16 protein-coding genes and 1 pseudogene are annotated in these 19,844 nt (G+C 61.3%); 6 read left to right on the top strand and 11 right to left on the bottom strand.

Annotated elements, in window-relative coordinates:
- Positions 1 to 61 precede the first annotated feature (61 nt).
- The 7 genes from BK660_RS26530 to BK660_RS26500 all read right to left on the bottom strand — a co-directional run bounded on the left by BK660_RS26530 (position 62) and on the right by BK660_RS26500 (position 7,417).
- Positions 62 to 424: a Na+/H+ antiporter subunit G gene (locus tag BK660_RS26530; protein ID WP_123435820.1), complete on the bottom strand. Its 363-nt coding sequence runs from the start codon at positions 422 to 424 to the stop codon at positions 62 to 64.
- Entirely contained in the window at positions 421 to 699 is a 279-nt protein-coding gene (locus BK660_RS26525; RefSeq protein WP_027924693.1) for a K+/H+ antiporter subunit F, read from the bottom strand. Before BK660_RS26525 ends, BK660_RS26530 begins: the two co-directional genes overlap by 4 nt.
- The gene (locus BK660_RS26520; RefSeq protein ID WP_123435819.1) at positions 696 to 1,184 is read right to left on the bottom strand and encodes a Na+/H+ antiporter subunit E; all 489 of its coding nucleotides are present in this window, start codon (positions 1,182 to 1,184) and stop codon (positions 696 to 698) included. The genes BK660_RS26525 and BK660_RS26520 overlap by 4 nt, the downstream gene beginning before the upstream one ends.
- Positions 1,181 to 2,866 carry a monovalent cation/H+ antiporter subunit D gene (locus tag BK660_RS26515; protein WP_123435818.1) on the bottom strand — a complete coding sequence of 562 codons (1,686 nt, stop codon included), beginning with the start codon at positions 2,864 to 2,866 and terminating at the stop codon, positions 1,181 to 1,183. The genes BK660_RS26520 and BK660_RS26515 overlap by 4 nt, the downstream gene beginning before the upstream one ends.
- Complete coding sequence (locus tag BK660_RS26510) at positions 2,863 to 3,207, bottom strand: Na+/H+ antiporter subunit C (RefSeq protein WP_007944721.1); 345 nt, start codon at positions 3,205 to 3,207, stop codon at positions 2,863 to 2,865. Before BK660_RS26510 ends, BK660_RS26515 begins: the two co-directional genes overlap by 4 nt.
- On the bottom strand, positions 3,207 to 6,125 hold the full coding sequence (locus tag BK660_RS26505; RefSeq protein ID WP_123435817.1) for a monovalent cation/H+ antiporter subunit A: 2,919 nt from the start codon (positions 6,123 to 6,125) through the stop codon (positions 3,207 to 3,209). Before BK660_RS26505 ends, BK660_RS26510 begins: the two co-directional genes overlap by 1 nt.
- A 266-nt stretch (positions 6,126 to 6,391) precedes the next feature.
- Positions 6,392 to 7,417, bottom strand: a complete 1,026-nt coding sequence (locus BK660_RS26500) for a DMT family transporter (protein ID WP_123435816.1) — start codon at positions 7,415 to 7,417, stop codon at positions 6,392 to 6,394.
- On the opposite strand from BK660_RS26500, the gene BK660_RS26495 reads away from it, so the two are divergent.
- From BK660_RS26495 to BK660_RS26485, 3 genes are all read left to right on the top strand, one after another.
- Positions 7,412 to 7,975 (top strand): helix-turn-helix domain-containing protein, encoded by a 564-nt coding sequence (locus tag BK660_RS26495; protein WP_123435815.1) that lies wholly within the window; start codon positions 7,412 to 7,414, stop codon positions 7,973 to 7,975. The genes BK660_RS26500 and BK660_RS26495 overlap by 6 nt on opposite strands.
- A gap of 157 nt (positions 7,976 to 8,132) precedes the next feature.
- Positions 8,133 to 9,563, top strand: coding sequence for an LLM class flavin-dependent oxidoreductase (locus BK660_RS26490; RefSeq protein WP_123435814.1), 1,431 nt, complete (start codon positions 8,133 to 8,135; stop codon positions 9,561 to 9,563).
- Positions 9,564 to 9,721: 158 nt separating this feature from the next.
- Positions 9,722 to 11,194, top strand: a complete 1,473-nt coding sequence (locus BK660_RS26485; protein ID WP_123435813.1) for an FAD/NAD(P)-binding protein — start codon at positions 9,722 to 9,724, stop codon at positions 11,192 to 11,194.
- A 176-nt stretch (positions 11,195 to 11,370) separates the two neighbouring features.
- Here BK660_RS26485 and BK660_RS26480 read toward each other — a convergent pair whose 3' ends face one another.
- Together BK660_RS26480 and katG are read right to left on the bottom strand one after the other, a co-directional pair.
- A complete protein-coding gene (locus BK660_RS26480) occupies positions 11,371 to 11,595 on the bottom strand; it encodes a hypothetical protein (RefSeq protein WP_123435812.1) in 225 nt (74 codons plus the stop codon).
- A gap of 324 nt (positions 11,596 to 11,919) precedes the next feature.
- A complete protein-coding gene (katG, locus tag BK660_RS26475) occupies positions 11,920 to 14,175 on the bottom strand; it encodes a catalase/peroxidase HPI (RefSeq protein WP_123435865.1) in 2,256 nt (751 codons plus the stop codon).
- Between the two features lie 514 nt (positions 14,176 to 14,689).
- Between katG and BK660_RS26470 the strand changes: the two genes are divergently transcribed.
- Positions 14,690 to 15,319, top strand: coding sequence for a DUF2238 domain-containing protein (locus BK660_RS26470; protein WP_123435811.1), 630 nt, complete (start codon positions 14,690 to 14,692; stop codon positions 15,317 to 15,319).
- A gap of 6 nt (positions 15,320 to 15,325) precedes the next feature.
- On the opposite strand, the gene BK660_RS26465 is transcribed toward BK660_RS26470, so the two are convergent.
- Complete coding sequence (locus BK660_RS26465) at positions 15,326 to 16,186, bottom strand: CAP domain-containing protein (protein WP_123435810.1); 861 nt, start codon at positions 16,184 to 16,186, stop codon at positions 15,326 to 15,328.
- Between the two features lie 221 nt (positions 16,187 to 16,407).
- On the opposite strand from BK660_RS26465, the pseudogene BK660_RS33720 reads away from it, so the two are divergent.
- Positions 16,408 to 17,163: pseudogene (locus BK660_RS33720) on the top strand (MCP four helix bundle domain-containing protein); the annotation flags it as partial.
- A complete protein-coding gene (locus BK660_RS33715; RefSeq protein ID WP_404942959.1) occupies positions 17,158 to 18,021 on the top strand; it encodes a methyl-accepting chemotaxis protein in 864 nt (287 codons plus the stop codon). The pseudogene BK660_RS33720 and the gene BK660_RS33715, both read left to right, overlap by 6 nt.
- A gap of 131 nt (positions 18,022 to 18,152) precedes the next feature.
- On the opposite strand, the gene ilvD is transcribed toward BK660_RS33715, so the two are convergent.
- Positions 18,153 to 19,835 (bottom strand): dihydroxy-acid dehydratase, encoded by a 1,683-nt coding sequence (gene ilvD, locus BK660_RS26455; protein WP_123435808.1) that lies wholly within the window; start codon positions 19,833 to 19,835, stop codon positions 18,153 to 18,155.
- Positions 19,836 to 19,844: the final 9 nt, after the last annotated feature.

Here is a 19,844-nt window from a genome sequence, read left to right as displayed (position 1 = left end):
TCTACTGTGGGAGCGAGCCTGCTCGCGAAGAGGCCAGTCCAGTCAACGAAAATTTCCGGACTTAACTCCCACTCTCACTCCGCCGACTACTCACCTCAGCCGGCACATCATCCCCAGCCATCCGCTTACGAAACAACGCTGCCCGAGCCAGCAGCAACGTCGTCACCGGCACGGTAATCGCCAACAGAATCGGGATCAGCCACGCATGCAGCACGGGCCCCGATTTAAGCGCAGAAAAGTAAATGATCGACGCCAATGCCACGCACCATGCGCCCAAGGTCGACGCCAGCGCCGGCGGGTGCATGCGCTGGAAGTAATCTTTCATCCGCACCAGGCCAATGGCGCCGATCAGCGCAAACAGACTGCTGAGCAGCAGCAGAATCGCCACCGGAATCTCAACCCACAGCGACAGTTCGCCAGTCATTCGATCACCTCGCCACGCAGCAGGAATTTCGCCAGGGCAAACGAGCCGACGAAGCCGAACAGGGCGATCAACAGCGCCGCCTCGAAATAGGTGTCACTGGCATAACGAATGCCGAGCGTCAGCATCATCAGCATCGCGATGATGTACAGATAATCCAGCGCCAGTACCCGGTCCTGCGCCGATGGCCCTTTGAACAGGCGCAGCAGCGTCAGGATCATCGCCACGGAAAACAGGAACAGGCTCGCCAGGATGGCGTTCGACAGCAATGCGCTCATTCGAAGATCTCCATCAAGGGGCGCTCATAGGTCGCCTTGAAGTGCTGGATGAACAGCGCTTCGTCATCCAGATCGAACACATGCAGCAACAGGATGCTGCGGTCCAGCGCCAGCTCCGACCAGACGGTGCCAGGCACCACGGTGCAGATCGCCGACAGCGCGGCGAGGCCGTTGGCGTCGCGCAAGTCCAGCGGCACCTTGATGAAGCGTGAGCGGGGCGGACGGCGACCGGCGTTCAGCACGCCCCAGGCCACGGCGAGGTTGGACACCACCACGTCGCGGCCGACCACCAGCAGCAAGTGAAGGATCACTCCCGGACGACGAATTCTAATGGGCAGCGGTCGCAACCGACGCATCATCAACGGCGCACAGAAGCCCAACAGCACACCGAGTAACAGGTTGCCAGGACTGATCGACTGGTTCAGCACCAGCCATAACAGCAAGAGGGCCAAGGACAGCCAGGGAGCAGGGAACAAGCGCTTCATGGTTGTACCTCCGCCATCGCCGCCTTGGCTTCCGGGCTTGGCACCGCGCGGGTGCCGAGCACGGCCATCACATATTGCTGCGGGTTGTTCAAGGCGTCAGCGGCCGCTTGGGTGTAGCGCAGCAGCGGTTCAGCCTTGAAGGTGAGTGCAATGCTTAGCCCCAGCAGGACGATGATCGGCACGCATTCAAAGCGGCGCAGCAGCGGTGACGGGCGCTCTTGCGGGGTCCAGAAGCGCTGGATGCCCAGGCGCGAGAACGCGATCAGCGAGGCGAGCCCCGACAGAATCAACAACGCCAGCAATCCCCACGCCGCATTCGATACCGGCTCGCCGACGCCATTGCCCAGGCCCAACGGGTTGAGCAGGGCGTTGAGCAGGCTGAGTTTGCCGATGAACCCGGAGAGCGGCGGCATGCCGATGATCAGCAGCGCGCAGGCAATGAAGCTCAGGCCGAGAAAGGCCATGGTCCAGGGAATTACCTGGCCGACCACGGCTTTCTGATCGTCATCGAGGTTGATGCCTTTGAGCGGTTGTGCGGCCGGTGCCGGTCGCGCAATCAGGTCGGCGTCGTCGAACAGCGGCAGTTCGTTGACCGAACGCGAGCGCTCGATCAACTCGGCCAGCAGGAACAACGCACTCAACGCCAGGGTCGAGCTGACCAGATAAAACAGCGCCGCCGCGATCAGGTTCGGCTGGGCGAATCCAATGGCGGACAGCAGAATCCCGGCCGACACCAGGATGCTCAGGCTGGCCATCCTTTCCAGGCGTTGCGCCGCCAGAATCGCCAATGCCGCGCAGACAATCGTCGCCATGCCGCCGTAGATCAGCCAGTCGCCGCCAAAGTAGGCGGACGCCCCGGCCTGACCGGAGAACAGCAGCGTCCACAAGCGCAGCAAGGTGTAGACACCGACCTTGGTCATGATCGCGAACATCGCCGCCACCGGTGCGCTGGCCGAGGAGTAGGCCGGCACCAGCCAGAAGTTCAGCGGCCACATCCCGGCCTTGGCCAGAAACGCTACGGCGAGAATCCCCGCGCCGGCATGCAGCAAGCCGCGATCGGCTTCCGGCACCAGCGGGATTTTCAGCGCCAGGTCGGCCATGTTCAGGGTGCCGGTGACGCCGTAAATCAGCGCCGCGCCAATCAGGAACAGCGACGAGGCCAACAGGTTGATCGAAATGTAATGCAGCCCCGCCGACACTCGCGGCCGGCCTGAGCCATGCAGCATCAAGCCGTAGGACGCCGCCAGCAGCACTTCGAAAAACACGAACAGATTGAACAGGTCGGCGGTCAGGAACGCGCCATACAGCCCCATCAATTGAATCTGGAACAGCGCGTGGAAGCTTGAACCGGCGCCGTCCCAACGGGCCATGGCGAACAGCAAGGCGCTGACGCCGATGATCCCGGTTAGCACCAGCATTAATGCCGACAGGCGATCGACCACCAGCACGAGACCGAACGGCACTTGCCAGTTGCCCGGCAGGTACACGCCGATGGAGCCCGGCACGCCAGTGGTTTGTGTCCATTGCAGCAGCAATACGGAAATCCCCAGGCCGAGCAGGCTGGAGAACAGGTTGATCTTGGCCTTCAGCGGACGGTGTTTCTCGCCGAGCATCAACATGATGGCGGCGGTCAGCAGCGGTAGCAGAATCGGTGCGGCAATCAGGTGCGTCATCGCATTCATTCTTTAGGCTCCCGGCCATCCACATGGTCGGTCCCGGTCAAGCCCCGGGAGGCGAGCAGCACCACCAGAAACAACGCGGTCATGGCGAAGCTGATCACAATGGCGGTGAGCACCAGCGCTTGCGGCAGGGGATCGGTGTAGTGCAATAGGTCCTGCGGCACGCCGTCCTTGATGATCGGCTCGCGGCCGATGAACAGGCTGCCCATGCTGAAGATGAACAGGTTGACGCCATAGGACAGCAGGCACAGGCCCATCACCACCTGAAAGGTCCGTGGCCGCAGGATCAGCCAGACACCCGAGGCCGCGAGTACGCCGATGGCGATTGCGATGACTTCTTCCATCAGACGGCTCCTTGCGTGGCGACGGGTTTGGGCTGGGCTGCGGTTTTGTGGCCGCGGACCGATTGGTGGGCGAGGGCGGTGAGGATCAACAGCGTCGAACCGACCACCACGGCATACACGCCGATGTCGAAAAACAGCGCGCTGGCGATGTGAATGTCGCCCAGCAGCGGCAGTGAAAAATGCCAGGTGTGAGTAGTCAGGAACGGATAACCGACCGCCATGGCCCCGAGCCCGGTGACCGTGGCGAACAGCAACCCGGTGCCCATCCAGCGCAGCGGTCGCAGGCTCATTTGCGCCTCGACCCACTGCGTGCCGGCGACCATGTATTGCAGGATGAACGCCACCGACATCACCAGCCCGGCGACAAAACCGCCGCCCGGTTGATTGTGTCCGCGCATGAACAGGTAGAACGACACCACCAGCGCAATCGGCAGCAGCAGACGCACCAGCACCGCCGGGACCATCATGAAGCCCAGTGCGGTGTCGCTGGCGTGGCGCGGGTTGACCAGATCGGTGACCACGTCCGGTGCCAACAGGCGTTGCTGCGCCGGCAGCTGCAGGCTTTCTTTCGGCGGGCGGAAGCGTCGCAGCAGGGCGAACACGGTCAGGGCCACGGCCACCAGCACGGTGATTTCACCCAGGGTGTCGAAGCCACGGAAGTCCACCAGCATCACGTTGACCACGTTGCTGCCGCCGCCTTCGGGCAGGGCGCGACTGAGGTAGAACGAGGAAATGTCGTTGGGCGTCTGGCGCGTCAGCATCGCGTAGGCCAGCAGGGCCATGCCGCCACCGACCACGGTCGATAACAGCAAGTCGCGGATACGGCGGATGCGCGCCTTGCGCAGGGTACTCGGCAGTGGCGAGACTTCTTCGATCCGCCGAGGCAGCCAGCGCAGGCCCAGCAGGATCAGCACCGTGGTCACCACTTCGACCGCCAGTTGCGTCAACGCCAGGTCCGGCGCGGAGAACCAGACGAAAGTTACGCAGGTCATCAAGCCGCAGACGCTGACCATGGTCAGGGCCGCGAGCCGGTGGTACTTGGCCTGCCACGCCGCGCCAAGGGCGCAGACAATCGCCAGCAACCACAGGGTCACGAACACGATCGAACCGGGGATTTTCGGCCGGTCGCCCCAGCTCAGGCTGCTGTGAAGCATCGGGATCAACCCGGCCAGCACGGCGGCGAGCACCACCAGGAACAATTGGGTTTGCAGGCGGTTGGTGCTGATCCGACGCACCAGGCGACGGGCCAGGCGCATCATGATCACCAGGCCGCGCTCGAACAGACGCTTGCCGTTGAACCGGCCAATCACTGGCGGGTACTTGAAGCGCCCGCGCTTGAGCTGATTGCGCAGCAGCAGATAGAGCACGATGCCGCCAGACATGGCGATCAGGCTCATGATCATCGGTGCGTTCAAGCCGTGCCAGATCGCCAGGCTGTATTCCGGCAGGGTTCCGCCGACCACTGGCAGGGCTGCGGCGGCCAGGATCGAACCGACCACTTGCGCCGGGAACATCCCCACGACCAGGCAGGTGAACACCAGCAACTCCACCGGCGCACGCATCCAGCGTGGCGGTTCGTGCGGGGTGTGCGGCAGGTCGGTGGCGGTCGGGCCGAAGAACACGTCGACGGTGAAACGCAGCGAATAGGCGACGCTGAAGGTGCCGGCGATGGTCGCGACGATGGGCAGGCTCCACTCGACCCAGGCCGTCGCATTGATGAACACGGTTTCGGCGAAGAACATTTCTTTCGAGAGGAAACCGTTGAGCAGTGGCACACCGGCCATCGAGGCGCTGGCGACCATGGCCAGGGTGGCGGTGAACGGGATCAGCTTGATCAAACCGCTGAGCTTGCGAATGTCGCGGGTGCCGCTTTCGTGGTCGATGATCCCGGCGGCCATGAACAGCGAGGCCTTGAAGGTCGCGTGGTTGAGAATGTGGAACACCGCGGCCACCGCCGCCAGTGGGCTGTTCAAGCCCAGCAGCAGGGTAATCAGGCCCAGGTGGCTGATGGTCGAGTAGGCCAGCAACCCTTTGAGGTCGTTCTGGAACATCGCGCAGTACGCGCCCAGCAACAGGGTGCAGGCGCCGGCGCCGCTGACGATGTAGAACCATTCTTCGCTGCCGGACAGCGACGGCCACAGCCGTGCCAGCAGAAACACCCCGGCCTTGACCATGGTCGCCGAGTGCAGATAGGCCGAAACCGGTGTCGGCGCCGCCATCGCATGGGGCAGCCAGAAGTGGAAGGGGAATTGCGCGCTTTTGCTCAAGGCGCCGATCAGGATCAGGGGTAACAGAATAGGGTAGAGGGCATGTGCGCGAATCAGCTCGCCGGCGGCCAGGACCTTGTCCAGGTCATAGCTGCCGACCACATGGCCGAGGAGCATGACCCCCGCCAGCAGGCACAAACCGCCCGCGCCGGTGACCATCAGCGCCATGTAGGCGCCGCGTCGTGCATCGCTGCGGTGGTGCCAGTAACCGATCAGCAGGAACGAGAAGAGGCTGGTCAGCTCCCAGAAAAACACGATCTGGATCAGGTTGCCGGAAATCACCAGCCCGAGCATGGCGCCCATGAACGCCAGGAAAAACGCGAAAAACCGCGGTACCGGATCGTCCGGCGACATGTAGTAGCGCGCGTAAAGCGAGACGAGGGTGCCGATGCCCAGCACCAGCATCGAGAACAACCAGGCGAAGCCGTCCAGGCGCAGGACGAAGTTCAGGCCGAGGCTGGGCAGCCAGAAGAATTCTTCGCGGATCACGCCGCCATGGGCGATTTGCGGGTACAAGAGCGCGACCTGGACCGTGCCGATCAGTGCGATCAGGCCGGCCAGCAGGGGGGCGGTATTGCGTGCGTTGTGTGGCAGGACGGCTGCCAGACAGCTGCCGATAAAAGGCAGAAGCAGTAGAACTATCAGGGACATAGGCTTCTAATCTGCGGAAGTTTATGAAGCATCATACGTGCCACTCCCAAGATCGCCAAACGCCAAGCTGTCGCAGAATCCTACACGGTAGACGGAAAAAGGCTGATTCACATTGTTTCAAAGACCTGTGTTTAGCAGGTCTGGCCCCTTCGCGAGCAAGCCCTCTCCCACATTAGATTTTCAGTGAACACAAAATTTGTGTACGACAGAGATTAAATGTGGGAGCGGGCTTGCTCGCGAAGGCGATCTATCCGGCAACTAACTTATCAAGGTTCAACCGATGTTTCTGGCTCCGACTCTTCCTCCGCCGCCACACTCTTACCCTTGGTCTTCAACTCACTGACAATCACCGCCGCCACAATCAACCCCGCACCCACCAGCGCAATCGCTGGCAACCGTTCCCCGGCAATCCGCCCGACAATCCCGGCCCACACCGGCTCGCCCGCATAAATCAAGGTCGCCCGGGTCGGCGAAACACTCTTCTGCGCCCAGTTCATCGCCACCTGAATCGCCGCACTCGCCGCGCCCAGCCCCAACGCGCTGCACAGCAGCAGCCAGGAAAAGTCCGGAATGCGTTCCTGGGTCGGCACCACCATCAAAAACGCCAGCACCGAGGTGGTCGCCAATTGCACCACCGTCACCCGACGTACATCGACCTGACCGGCGTAGGTACTGATCAGAATGATTTCTGCGGCAATCGCAATGGCACTGATCAAGGTAGCAATTTCACCGGGACTGAAATTGAACGAAGCACCAGACGGCCCCGACAGCAGCATCAACCCGGTAAACGCCAGCATGATCCCGATACTCGGCATTAACCCCGGGCGACGTCCCAGTACCAGCCATTGCAGCAACGGCACGAAGGGCACGTACAACGCCGTGATAAACGCCGACTGACTGCTGGGAATGCTCTGCAAGCCCACGGTCTGCAAACCGTAACCGAGCATGATCGCCACACCGATTAAGGCCCCGGCCTTGAGTTCGAACAGGGTCAGTTCCCGCAGGTGACGCCAGGAGAACAGCGCAACAAGACTCGCGGCAGCGGCGAAGCGCAGGCCGACGAAAAACATCGGGCCGCTGACGGTCATGGCGTGCTGCACCAACAAAAAGGTGCCGCCCCAGACCATGGTGATCAACACCAGCACGCACTCGGCTTTGCTGAACCGTGAGAAACGGAGGGAAGAAGAGTTCACCGACGTCATGACCTTGCACGCTACCTGAGGGGGACGCACAATGCGCCGAATGTTGCGCAGTATACTGCCCAACCCCACCGAGTGAGCAATATAGTGCACAAAGATTCCACGCAACGGGCTTCGGTCCTCCAACACGTCAGCCAAAACGTTCGGCGTCTGCGCCACGCCGCCGACTTGAGCCAGACCGCGCTGGCCGAAAAGTCCGGAGTCAGCCGGCGGATGCTGGTGGCCATCGAGGCCGGCGAGAAGAACGTCAGCCTGACCACCCTCGACCGCGTGGCCGAAGCGCTGGACGTCAGGTTCAGCGACCTGATCCAGGCCCCGGACGCCCGCGACCCGAGCCGCATCAACGAAGTGGCCTGGGCCGGATTAATCCCCGGCAGCAAAGCCGTTTTATTGTCCAAGGCCTCCGCGACTCGCGAAGTGGAACAATGGGAATGGTGCCTGCAACCGGGGGAAATCTACCCCTCGCAACCGGACGCCGAAGGTTGGAGCGAACAGATCTACGTGTTCGAAGGCTGCCTGACCCTGATGTTGGGCGACACGCCGCAGCACATTGCTGCCGGTGAGTTCTTCATGTTCGCCAGCAACCAGCCCCATGCCTATCGCAACGATGGCCCGGTGGCGGCGCGGTTTGTGCGCAACGTGGTGATCTGACTGTTTGCCGATCAACAGTGGATAGACACTTTGCCTTACTGCAGCTGCAGATTTTTCTCGGAAGGTTCACCAACCTATTGAAATAACGGGGAATAGCGATCGGGCACGACTCCTGCAAAAGCTCTAGAAGCCTTTATCAGAATCCCGGAGTCGGCCCATGACAACCCCAGCCCAGCCCCCACGAACCTCCCGCGAAATTCGCCTGAACGCCTTCGACATGAACTGCGTCGGCCACCAGTCCCCGGGCTTGTGGGCGCATCCACGCGATCGTTCGTGGCAATACAAGGACCTCGAATACTGGACCGACCTGGCGAAAGTCCTCGAGCGCGGCAAGTTCGACGGCTTGTTCATTGCCGATGTGCTGGGCATCTACGACGTCTACAACGGCAACGGTGAGGCGGCGATCCGTCAGGCTGCGCAGGTGCCGGTCAACGATCCGCTGCAACTGATACCGCCGATGGCCCTGGTGACCGAGCATTTGGGCTTTGGCCTGACCGCCTCGTTGTCGTTTGAGCATCCGTATCCGTTCGCCCGACGCCTGTCGACCCTGGATCACCTGACCAAGGGCCGCGCCGGCTGGAACATCGTCACGTCGTATCTTGAGAGTGGCGCGAAGAACATCGGTCAGAAAAACCAGACCGAACACGACGCCCGTTACGACTTCGCCGAGGAGTACCTGGAAGTTTGCTACAAGCTCTGGGAAGGCAGTTGGGAGGAGGGCGCGATTTTGCGTGATCGCGAGCGGCGGATCTTCAGCGACCCGAGCAAGATCCACGAGATCCGCCACGTCGGCAAACACTTCCAGGTGCCGGGCATCCACCTCTGCGAACCTTCGCCGCAGCGTACGCCAGTGCTGTATCAGGCCGGCGCTTCAAGTCGTGGCAAGCAGTTTGCGGCCGAACATGCCGAATGCGTGTTCGTCGCCGCACCGTCGAAAGTGCTGCTGAAAAAAACCGTGGCTGACATTCGCCGGCGTGCCGCCGAGGCCGGGCGCGACCCGAGGAAAGTCCTGATCTTCAACCTGCAAACGGTGATCCTCGGTGAAACCGACGCGAAGGCCAAGGCCAAGTTCGAGGAATACAAAACCTGGGTCAGCTACGAAGGCGCGATGGCGTTGATATCTGGCTGGACCGGCATCGATTTCAGCCAGTTCAAACCCGATGAACCGCTCAAGCATGTGCACACCAATGCGATTCAATCGGCGGTGGAGGCGTTTTCCACGGCGGACCCGAACAAGGTCTGGACCCCCAATGAACTGGCGGACTGGGTGGGGATTGGCGGGTTTGGGCCGTTGTTTGTCGGCAGCCCCGAGACGGTCGCCGATTTGTTGCAAGAGTGGGTGGAGGAGACCGACGTGGACGGGTTTAACCTGGCCTATGCGCTGACCCATGAAACCTTCATCGATGCCGTGGAGTTGCTGGTGCCTGAATTGCAGAAACGCGGGGTGTACAAGACCGAGTACGCGCCGGGGACCTTGCGCGAGAAGTTGTTTGGGGAGGGCGCGCGGTTGCCGGAGAGTCACCCGGGTGCCGGTTATCGGGATCTTGGAGTGTTGCGGCAGCAGGAGAAAGAAGTGGTGTCTGCGTAGACGCCTTCGCGAGCAGGCTCGCTCCCACATTTGATCACCTATCTCTCGGGCACCGCGGTCACCTGTGGGAGCGAGCCTGCCAAGGGTGGGTTTGTGTGCGGGAGAGCAACCCATTACTGTGGCACGCAGCAGCATTCCATTTGACCAACGAGCATGGCATGAGCGAAATCCAAAGCGCACAAACGACCGGCGACACCCGCCACGCCGACGTCCTGATCATCGGCGGCGGTCTCAGCGGCGCGATGCTGGCGGCGCAGTTGTTGCGCTTGCCGGGCCGGCGTTCGGTGCTGGTGATCGAACCGCGTGCCGAGCTCGGTCGAGGCGAAGCCTACAGCGCCGTCGAATTGGGTCATACGCTGAACGGCAACGCGGCGCGGATGAGCGTCGACCCGGACAACGCCGATGACCTGACGCAATGGCTGACCGAGCATATTGCCGCCGGTGGCTGGCCGGAATCGGCCGAGCAACCGGTACCGATCAGCGAGTTGTTCCCGCCACGAGGGCTGTTCGGCGTGTACGTGCAACAACGTCTGGCCGAAGCGCAAGCCGTCGGGGCGTTGCATGGCTCGACCGTCGAACATGTGCAGGCTGAAGTCATCGATCTGCAAACGGACGACGATTCGGTGCAACTGACCTTGAGTGACGGGCAACGCTTGCAGGGCGCTTATGCGGTGCTGGCGACAGGCATGTTCCCCGCCGCGCGCACGCCACAGACCGAGTCCAGCGGATTGAACGCCGCAGCGCTCGATCCGTGGGATGTCGCCGCGATGCGTCAACTCGATCCACAATCGACGGTGCTGATCATCGGTTCCGGCCTGACCATGGTCGATGCCGTGGTGTCGTTGGAACAGGCCGGGCATCGCGGCCCTATCGAAGTGTTTTCCCGCCACGGCTTGCTCCCGCACGTGCGTCGGCAACCGCCGGCCTGGGTGGATTTTCTGGCGGAGGATCACCGCCTGCGCACACCCCGGCAACTGGTGCGCGAGCTGCGTCGGCATTGCCGCGAGGCGATCGCCCAGGGCATTGACTGGCAAGCACCGCTCGACACCGTGCGGGCGCACATTGGACGGTTGTGGAATCAGGCGACGGACCTGCAGCGTCGGCAGTTTGTGCGGCATGTGCGGCCATGGTGGGAAAGTCATCACCACCGCTCGCCGCCGGTGAGTGCGGCCCTGGTGGAACGGTTGCACCGGCAAGGGCGGTTGCGGATTCAGGCCGCGTCGTTCAAAGGGCTTGAGCCGTCGTCGCAGGGCGGCGTCAGCATCCGCATTCGCCGCCGTGGCGAGGCCGATACCTGTGTGGTGACTGGCGCTGCGTTGATCAACTCCAGTGGGATCGAATATGACTGGCGCCGGGTCGCTCGACCGCTGCCGCAACAATTGCTGGTGCGCGGACTGATCCGACCGGGACCACTGGCACTGGGGATCGCGGCGGCGGTTGACGGCGCGGTACTGGACGCCAATGGCCAGGTCGCCCGTCGCCTGTTCGCCATGGGCCCGCCGTTGCGCGGCATGTGGTGGGAAAGCACGGCCGTCACCGACGTAGCGCTTCAGGCCAAAGCCCTGGCCGCTCGACTTGTGGTAGCAGCTGTCGAGCCTGCGAGGCTGCGTTCGGCGGCGAAGCCGTCGTGAAATCAGACGATGCGGTGTTTCAGTAGAAGCGAGTACTCAGGGTTTACGACCGCTGCGCGGCCGGACGCAGCCTCACAGGCTCGGCAGCTGCTACAGGGATCGGCGTAAGGCGAAAAAAACCCCGGGTAGATCGGATCTACCCGGGGTTTTTGGTTCAAGCGGCGCAAAGCCGTTGATCAATAACGCTGATACTTCGAACCGAACTCAGGACGGTTTTCAGCGACGTAGAGTTTGCTTGGCTGGCTGTCCTTGTGATCGAGACCGACGGTGTTGACGTTCAGTGTCGCCGGTTGGCTGACCTTGACGGCGGCGACAACCTGCGAGGTGGCATGCGGGGCGGCGATAGCGGACGTAGCGCCAAGAACCGACAGGGCGAAACCAAGACCGATGATGCTTTTCATGATGTTGCTCCAGAGTGGGAAGAAGATGTGGCCACTGTAGTGCTGGAGCCCGGCGATGAAAAAACACCCTTGGGCATAGTCGTTATCGAGAGCGTTGATCCATGGTCAGTGAGGGGGTCGAGGCTTTATAAACTGACACCACCGAATCAAAACTGTGGGAGCGGGCTTGCTCGCGAAGGCGGTGTGTCATTCAACATCAATGCTGACTGATACACCGCCTTCGCGAGCAGGCTCGCTCCCACAGGGGATATTTGTTGTGGTGTCGATCGGCGCCAAGTCAGGCCACCCCGGCCCTTGTCACCGGGCCGGGGTGGAACAGGTGCCTCACTTCACATCAAACCGATCCAGGTTCATCACCTTGGTCCATGCCGCCACGAAGTCTTTGACGAACTTCTCCTTCGCGTCGCTGCTTGCATACACTTCAGCCAATGCCCTCAACTGCGCATTCGAACCAAAGACCAGATCCACCCGCGTCCCGGTCCACTTCACTTGACCGGTTTTGCGATCCCTGCCTTCAAACTCTTCAGCGGCCTCAGAGGTCGGTTTCCATTCCACGCCCATGTCGAGCAGGTTGGTGAAGAAGTCGTTGGTCAGCGCTTCCGGTTGCTGGGTGAACACGCCGTGCCGGGTTTGTCCGACGTTGGTGTTCAACACGCGCAGGCCGCCGATCAACGCGGTCATTTCTGGCGCGGTGAGCGTCAGCAATTGCGCCTTGTCGATCAACAAGTGCTCGGCCGGTACGCGGTAGCGGGTTTTCAGGAAGTTGCGGAAGCCATCGGCAATCGGTTCGAGGAAGCCGAAGGATTCCACGTCGGTTTGCTCTTGTGAGGCGTCCATCCGTCCCGGCGTAAAAGGTACGGTGACGGTTTGCCCGGCATTTTTTGCTGCCTGTTCAACCCCGGCGTTACCGGCAAGCACGATCAGGTCCGCCAGCGAGACTTTCTTGCCGCCGCTGTTGAACTCGTTCTGGATGCTTTCGAGTTTCGTCAACACGTTTGCCAGTTGTTCCGGCTGGTTGGCGGCCCAGAATTTCTGCGGGGCCAGACGCAGGCGACCACCGTTGGCACCGCCGCGTTTGTCAGAGCCGCGGAAGGTCGAAGCCGCCGCCCAAGCGGTGGATACCAGCTGCGAAACCGACAGGCCGCAGGCGAGGATTTTGCTTTTGAGTGCGGCGACATCGCTGTCGTTGACCAAGGCATGATCGACCGCCGGGATCGGGTCTTGCCACAGCAGTTCTTCGTTCGGCATTTCCGGGCCGAGGTAGCGGGAGAGGGGGCCCATGTCGCGGTGGATCAGCTTGAACCAGGCGCGGGCGAAGGCGTCGGCCAGTTGATCGGGATTGGCCAGGAAACGCCGCGAAATCGGCTCATAGATCGGATCGAAGCGCAGGGCCAGGTCCGAGGTCAGCATGGTCGGATTGCGCCGTTTTGACGGGTCGTGGGCATCCGGAATGGTGCCGGCACCGGCGCCGTTTTTCGCCACCCACTGGTTTGCTCCGGCGGGGCTTTTGCTCAGCTCCCACTCGAAGCCGAACAGGTTTTCCAGGTAGTTGTTGCTCCATTTTGTCGGTGTGGTGGTCCAGGTCACCTCCAGGCCGCTGGTGATGGTGTCGGCGCCTTTACCGGTGCCAAAACTGTTCTTCCAGCCAAAGCCTTGCTGTTCGAGTCCGGCGGCTTCGGGCTCGGCACCGACATTGTCGGCGGGACCTGCGCCGTGGGTTTTGCCGAAGGCGTGACCACCCGCGATCAGCGCCACGGTTTCCTCATCGTTCATCGCCATGCGGCCGAAGGTTTCGCGAATGTCCAGGGCCGAAGCGACGGGATCGGGATTGCCCTCCGGACCTTCCGGGTTCACATAGATCAGGCCCATCTGCACGGCGGCCAGTGGATTTTCCAGATTGCGCCCCTGATCGGTACGGCTGTCTTCATTTCTCCCAGGCTCGGCCACGAGTGGAACATCGCCGGGGGCCTGCACGTCTTTTTGCGCCTTGTCGTAGCGGGTGTCGCCACCCAGCCATTTGTTTTCCGAACCCCAGTAAACGTCCTCATCCGGTTCCCATACATCCGCACGACCGCCGGAGAAGCCAAAGGTCTTGAAGCCCATGGACTCCAGCGCGACGTTGCCGGTGAGTACGATCAGGTCAGCCCAGGAAATGTTGCGGCCATATTTTTGCTTGATCGGCCAGAGCAGCCGGCGTGCCTTATCGAGGCTGACATTGTCTGGCCAGCTGTTGAGGGGGGCAAAGCGTTGCTGGCCGGAGCCGGCACCGCCGCGGCCATCACCAGTGCGATAAGTACCGGCGGCGTGCCAGGCCATGCGAATGAACAGGGGCCCATAGTGGCCAAAGTCGGCTGGCCACCAGTCTTGCGAATCGGTCATCAGCGCCGTGAGGTCTCGTTTGACCGCGGCAAAGTCGAGTTTTTTGTACGCTTCGGTGTAGTTGAAGCCCTCGTCCAGGGGATCGGACAGGGACGAGTGCTGGTGCAGGATTTTCAGATTCAGCTGGTTCGGCCACCAATCGCGGTTCGTCGTGCCACCGCCGGCGGCGTGGTTAAACGGGCATTTCGATTCATTTGCCATGTGCGAGCTACCTTTGGTCGTGTTCATCCGGGCTATCCGGCCCTTGTGGGTTCTGGAATAGCGACGAGCGAAAGCAATGACACAGGCTGCTGGGCCAGCAGTTCGATTCACTGATTGTTTTGATCACACGGCTATCGGTACAGAAAAAACGAGGTGCAATCACGGTGGCCCACGGCAGGCTTAGTCATGTTTCTGACTCATTCCTGTCTCCTTATCAGCTCAAAACCGGCCGGCTGACGCCAGCGCTGGGATAAGGTTAGACGCCTATCCCCAAGTCAGCTAATAGGTGGAGTATTCGGGGCTGATAGGCAAAAGCTTTTATTGGCGGGGGTGAGATTGACCGCCTAGGGGACGGCATCCGGGAAATACGCTGGCATTGGCGCGCGTATTTCCCGCGGCTTTTGATAGAAGTTGTTGCGTGGGTTTTGAACCACTGCTGCCGGGGTGAATCAATTTCATTGATAGGGGACGAAGCGAAGGTTGAGACATGCAACATTGGCCAGGAGTCCACACCATGCAGCTCAAGGCAGAAGCGCGATATGAGCTGACGCTGTTGAGTCTGCTGCTGTTGATCGTCGTGGTCTTGGGCTTTTCGCCGCACAGCCGGGTTGATTGGGCGCTGGAAAATCTGTTGGTGCTGCTTCTCGTCGGTACGTTGGTGGCGGTAGCTCGCTGGTTTCGTTTGTCTGCGGTGTCCATCACCCTGATTTTCGTGTTCCTGTGCATTCACGAATTGGGTGCTCATTACACCTACGCCGAAGTGCCCTACGAGCGTTGGTGTGCGGATTTGATCGGGGTCAGCCTCAACAAAGCGCTCGGGTTGCATCGCAACCATTTTGATCGTCTGGTCCATTTGAGTTACGGGTTGTTCATGGTGTATCCCGTGCGCGAAGTGCTGGTGCGGCTGACCCCGTTGCGGGGTTTCTGGGTGGTGTTCGTGGCGCTGAACATCATGCTGTCGACGTCGGCCATCTACGAATTGGTGGAATGGGTCGGTGGGGCGTATCTGGGCGATGACACTTCCCGGGCCTTTATCGGCGCGCAAAATGATCCTTGGGACTCACAGAAAGACATGGCGCTGGCGGTGGCCGGCGCCTGTTTCAGTATGTTGGTGATGTGCCTGCTGAAAAAACGGCAGGCGTGACCTCAGTCATTGCGCTCCGAACAGCATCGTCCAATACACCCCCTCATCACTGCGCGCATCCGCCGCATACGCCGCGCCGACCTGGGTAAACATCGGGTTCATCAAATTCGCACAATGCCCGGGACTGGCCAGCCACCCGGCCATCGCCTTGCTCGGTGAACTTTGCCCCGCAGCGATGTTTTCGCCGATCTGCCTGCCGCGGTAACCGGCGGCCCTCGCTCGATCGGCAGGCATATCGCCATCGGGATCGCGGTGGGCGAAGTAGTTGCCATAGGCCATGGCCTTGCTATGCCCTTGTGCGGCGGCGCCCAACGCAGGGTTCCAGCTCAGTGGACGCGCGGCGGAGAAGCGCTGGCCGCCACACATCCGCGGTTTGGCCCGCGCGGCGTTGACCTGCGCCAGCATGGCTTTGCTGACGGCGCGTGTATCGCCGACCTTGCGGTCGAGTACCGGTTGCGCCAGCACCACTTGCCATTCACTTCGGGCGCGGCTGACGCCAATGTCGGCGTACTGACCATCCAGCAGCGCCCCGCAGTAATCGTCCTGAAGCCTGTCAAACGCTTCGTCGGCATCCTGCGCGCCGACCACCCGAATGCTGCGTACGGTCACTGCTGAATAGCCGGAAGCCTTCAGCCGATCGCGCAAACCACCGCCATAGCCGATGGGCAACGCCAGGTTGGAATTCAGCGCCAGCGGTGCCAAGCGTTGGGCCGGGCGCCTGTCGCAGCGCTGGGGATGGGCACGGTAATCGTTGATCGCCGCCACCAGTTGGCGTTCGCCATTGGCGTGAGCGGGGGAGGTAAATAGAGCAAACACAGGCAAAAAACACAGCGAGGCGCAGCGCAAGGCGAGGACGGTCGGGTGCATGAGACGGACAGCTCTGGTCAGAGACGACGGTAAGGGGGAATTCACGGCGCCTGTATGACTGGAGTTTTGAGACTAGGTTCAGGAGGGAAGGGCGCAAAAAACAGCTGCTTTGCCTACCGCGTGTCGCAAAATGCGAAAAGTACCGCCCCCGCCTTAAATATGTGGCAGCCGCAGTCGATAGCCTTTTCATAAATGCCGACGTGCCAACAGAGGGCTGCACCATGTCGATAAAACTCCGTTTACTCTTGTTGATTGGCACCAGTTTGCTGACCGCGCTGATCGTCAGCCTGGTCAGTTACGTGGGCAATATGCAGATGGCTGAAGCGGTGAACGAGAGCGAGGTCAGCATGACGGCGCTGCGCAACCATCTGGAAGCCGACATGATGCATGACGCCCTGCGTGCCGACGTGCTGTCGGCAATGCTGGTCGGCTTGGGCAAAAGCACCAGCAGCAAGGCTGAAGTACACAGTTCTATCCAGGAACATACGGCGCATTTTCGTGAAGTGCTGGGTGATAACCTCAAGCTGCCGGTCAACGACACAATCAAGACCGCCCTGAACAAGGTTAAACCGAGCCTCGACACCTACATCAGCGCCGCCGAGCGTATCGTCGGCCTGGCGCTGGAGAATCCTGAAACAGCGCAAAAGGAACTGGGCACTTTCAATACCGCGTTCAGCCAGCTGGAAGACCAGATGGCCGCCCTCAGCGAGTTGATCGAAACCAACACGCAACAGACCAGCCAAGGCACCCAGCAAGCCATCCACAGCGCCAACTTCACCCTTGGCATCGTGCTGATCGCCAGCCTGGTGTTGCTGCTGATTCAGGGACGCTGGGTGATTCTGAGCATCATGGGGCCGTTGCAGACCGCCAGCCGGATCGCTCAAAGCATCGCCCACGGTAACTTGAGCGAACCGATTGTCGAGCCGACTCAAAAGGACGAAGCCAGCGCGCTGATCCGCAGCCTGGCGACCATGCAACGCGACCTGCGCGGGATGATCGAAGTAGTGCGCAGCAATGCCCATGGCGTCAGCGGCATGAGTGATCAACTGAGCAGCGGCTGCCATCAGGTCGCCGACAGCAGCCAGCAGCAAAGCGCCGCGGCCAGCACCATGGCCGCCGCCGCCAGCGAAATGACCGCCAGCATCGAAGAAATCACCCGTCACGCCGAACGTGCGCTGGACATGGCCAACCAGGCCGAGTCACTGGCCAAGGATGGCGGTCGGGTGATCCATCAGGTCGTCGAAGACATGGACGGCATTGCCCGTTCCGCGCAGCAGTCAGCGCAGGTGATTCGCACACTGGACAAGGAGTCCGAAGGGATTTTCAACATCATTCAGGTGATCAAGGGCATTGCTGACCAGACCAACCTGCTGGCGTTGAACGCCGCCATCGAGGCTGCCCGTGCCGGTGAGCAGGGCCGAGGCTTTGCCGTGGTTGCCGACGAAGTGCGCAACCTCGCCGGCCGTACCAGCGCCTCCACCCAGGAAATCGCCAGCATGGTCGCGCGCATCCAGCAAAGCACCCGCGAAGCGGTAACCAGCATGGAAGCGGGCGTGGCGCAGGTCGACAAAGGCATGGCCGTGACCGCCGACGTCGAGCGCGCAATTCGTGAAATCCTCGACGCGACGCTGAGCACCACGCAACTGGTCAACGACATTACCCGCACCATCGGCGAGCAAAGCCTGGCCAGCAACGAAATTGCGCATCAGGTGGACATGATTGCGGGGATGTCGGAAGGTAACAGCAAGGTGATCGGGCAGACGGCTTCGACGACTGATGAATTGTCGAGTCTGGCGGGGAAACTGTCGCAGTCGGTGGATCGGTTCAGGCTCTAAATTGATAGCGCCTGGCAGGACGCCTTCGCGAGCAAGCCCGCTCCCACATTTGATCTCGGGCGTTCACAAATCCAGTGTGGGAGCGGGCTTGCTCGCGAAGGCGGTAGGTCAGACAGCACAGATCCAAAGCCTTAAAGATACTTATCCGTCACAGCCCCTTCAGAGGCACTGCACACCGTCTTCGCATACTTCGCCAACACCCCACGCTTGTACTTGGACTCCGGCCGCACCCAACGGCTCTTGCGCTCAGCCAACACGGCATCGGAAACGTCCACCGTAATCAACCGGGTTTCCGCGTCAATGATGATCCTGTCGCCATCCTCAACCAACGCAATCGGCCCACCCTCAAACGCTTCCGGCGTGATGTGCCCCACGACAAAACCGTGCGAGCCACCGGAAAAACGTCCATCCGTGATCAACGCAACTTCCTTGCCCAAACCCTTGCCCATCACCGCCGACGTCGGCGAGAGCATCTCGCGCATACCCGGCCCACCCTTGGGCCCTTCATAGCGGATCACGATCACATCGCCTGCCTTGACCTCGCCATTGAGAATCCCCGCCAGCGCGCCTTCCTCGCCGTGATAAACCCGCGCCGTGCCTTCAAAGCGCAAACCTTCCTTGCCGGTGATCTTGGCCACGGCGCCGGTGGGTGAGAGGTTGCCGCGCAGCACCACCAGGTGCGAGTCCTTCTTGATCGGCGTGTCGAAGGGCAGGATCACGTCCTGGCCTTCGGGATAGTCGGGGACGTCTTTGAGGTTTTCCGCGAGGGTTTTGCCGGTCACCGTCAGCACATCACCGTGCAGCATGCCGGCGGCGAGCATGCGTTTCATTAGCGGCTGGATCCCGCCAATGGCCACCAGTTCGCTCATCATGTATTTGCCGCTGGGACGCAGGTCGGCGACCACCGGTGAGACTTTGCCCAGTTCGACAAAGTCATCCAGCGTCAGGTCAACATCCACGGCATTCGCCATGGCCAGCAGGTGCAACACCGCATTGGTCGAGCCGGCGAGGGCGATGACCACGCGGATCGCATTTTCAAAGGCCTGGCGGGTCATGATGTCGCGGGGTTTGAGGTCCAGCTTGAGCAGTTCCATGACCTGCTGGCCGGCGCGGAAACTGTCTGACGCCTTGTCGTTGCCGACTGCGTCCTGAGAACTGGACCCCGGCAGGCTCATGCCCAACGCTTCAATGGCCGAAGCCATGGTGTTGGCCGTGTACATCCCGCCGCAGGAACCGGGTCCGGGAATCGCCACTTCTTCGATCTGCTTGACCTGAATCTCGCTGATATCCCCCCGCGCATGCTGGCCCACGACCTCGAACACGGAAATGATGTCGGTATGCCCCGCACCCGGACGGATGGTGCCGCCATACACGAAAATCGACGGACGATTGAGCCGCGCCATACCGATCAGGCAGCCCGGCATGTTCTTGTCACAACCGCCGACGGTCACCAGGCCGTCAAAGCCTTCACAACCGACCACCACCTCGATCGAATCGGCGATCACTTCGCGCGACACCAGCGAATACTTCATGCCTTCAGTACCGTTGGCGATGCCGTCGGAAATGGTGATGGTGTTGAAAATGACGCCTTTGGCGCCCGCCGCATTGGCACCTTTTTCGACCTCAAGGGCGAGCTTGTCGATGTGCATGTTGCACGGCGTGACCATGGCCCAGGTGGACGCGATGCCGATCTGCGGCTTCTTGAAGTCGGCATCGGTGAAACCCACGGCGCGCAGCATGGCGCGGGCAGGCGCGGCTTCGACGCCGTCGATGACCTGGGAGGAATATTTGCGCAGATCGTCTTTGTCGCTCATGACTTTTGC

It is taken from the genome of Pseudomonas brassicacearum (genome assembly GCF_003732265.1).
Classification (GTDB): Bacteria; Pseudomonadota; Gammaproteobacteria; order Pseudomonadales; family Pseudomonadaceae; genus Aquipseudomonas; species Aquipseudomonas brassicacearum_D.
This window is presented reverse-complemented; position numbering and strand designations above follow the sequence as displayed.

Coding starts and splice junctions, on each gene's coding strand:
- BK660_RS26530 (WP_123435820.1), bottom strand. CDS start 424: ATGACTGGCGAACTGTCGCTGTGGGTTGAGATTCCGGTGGCGATTCTG.
- BK660_RS26525 (WP_027924693.1), bottom strand. CDS start 699: ATGAGCGCATTGCTGTCGAACGCCATCCTGGCGAGCCTGTTCCTGTTT.
- BK660_RS26520 (WP_123435819.1), bottom strand. CDS start 1,184: ATGAAGCGCTTGTTCCCTGCTCCCTGGCTGTCCTTGGCCCTCTTGCTG.
- BK660_RS26515 (WP_123435818.1), bottom strand. CDS start 2,866: ATGAATGCGATGACGCACCTGATTGCCGCACCGATTCTGCTACCGCTG.
- BK660_RS26510 (WP_007944721.1), bottom strand. CDS start 3,207: ATGGAAGAAGTCATCGCAATCGCCATCGGCGTACTCGCGGCCTCGGGT.
- BK660_RS26505 (WP_123435817.1), bottom strand. CDS start 6,125: ATGTCCCTGATAGTTCTACTGCTTCTGCCTTTTATCGGCAGCTGTCTG.
- BK660_RS26490 (WP_123435814.1), top strand. CDS start 8,133: ATGACAACCCCAGCCCAGCCCCCACGAACCTCCCGCGAAATTCGCCTG.
- BK660_RS26485 (WP_123435813.1), top strand. CDS start 9,722: ATGAGCGAAATCCAAAGCGCACAAACGACCGGCGACACCCGCCACGCC.
- BK660_RS26480 (WP_123435812.1), bottom strand. CDS start 11,595: ATGAAAAGCATCATCGGTCTTGGTTTCGCCCTGTCGGTTCTTGGCGCT.
- katG (WP_123435865.1), bottom strand. CDS start 14,175: ATGGCAAATGAATCGAAATGCCCGTTTAACCACGCCGCCGGCGGTGGC.
- BK660_RS26470 (WP_123435811.1), top strand. CDS start 14,690: ATGCAGCTCAAGGCAGAAGCGCGATATGAGCTGACGCTGTTGAGTCTG.
- BK660_RS26465 (WP_123435810.1), bottom strand. CDS start 16,186: ATGCACCCGACCGTCCTCGCCTTGCGCTGCGCCTCGCTGTGTTTTTTG.
- BK660_RS33715 (WP_404942959.1), top strand. CDS start 17,158: ATGCAACGCGACCTGCGCGGGATGATCGAAGTAGTGCGCAGCAATGCC.
- ilvD (WP_123435808.1), bottom strand. CDS start 19,835: ATGAGCGACAAAGACGATCTGCGCAAATATTCCTCCCAGGTCATCGAC.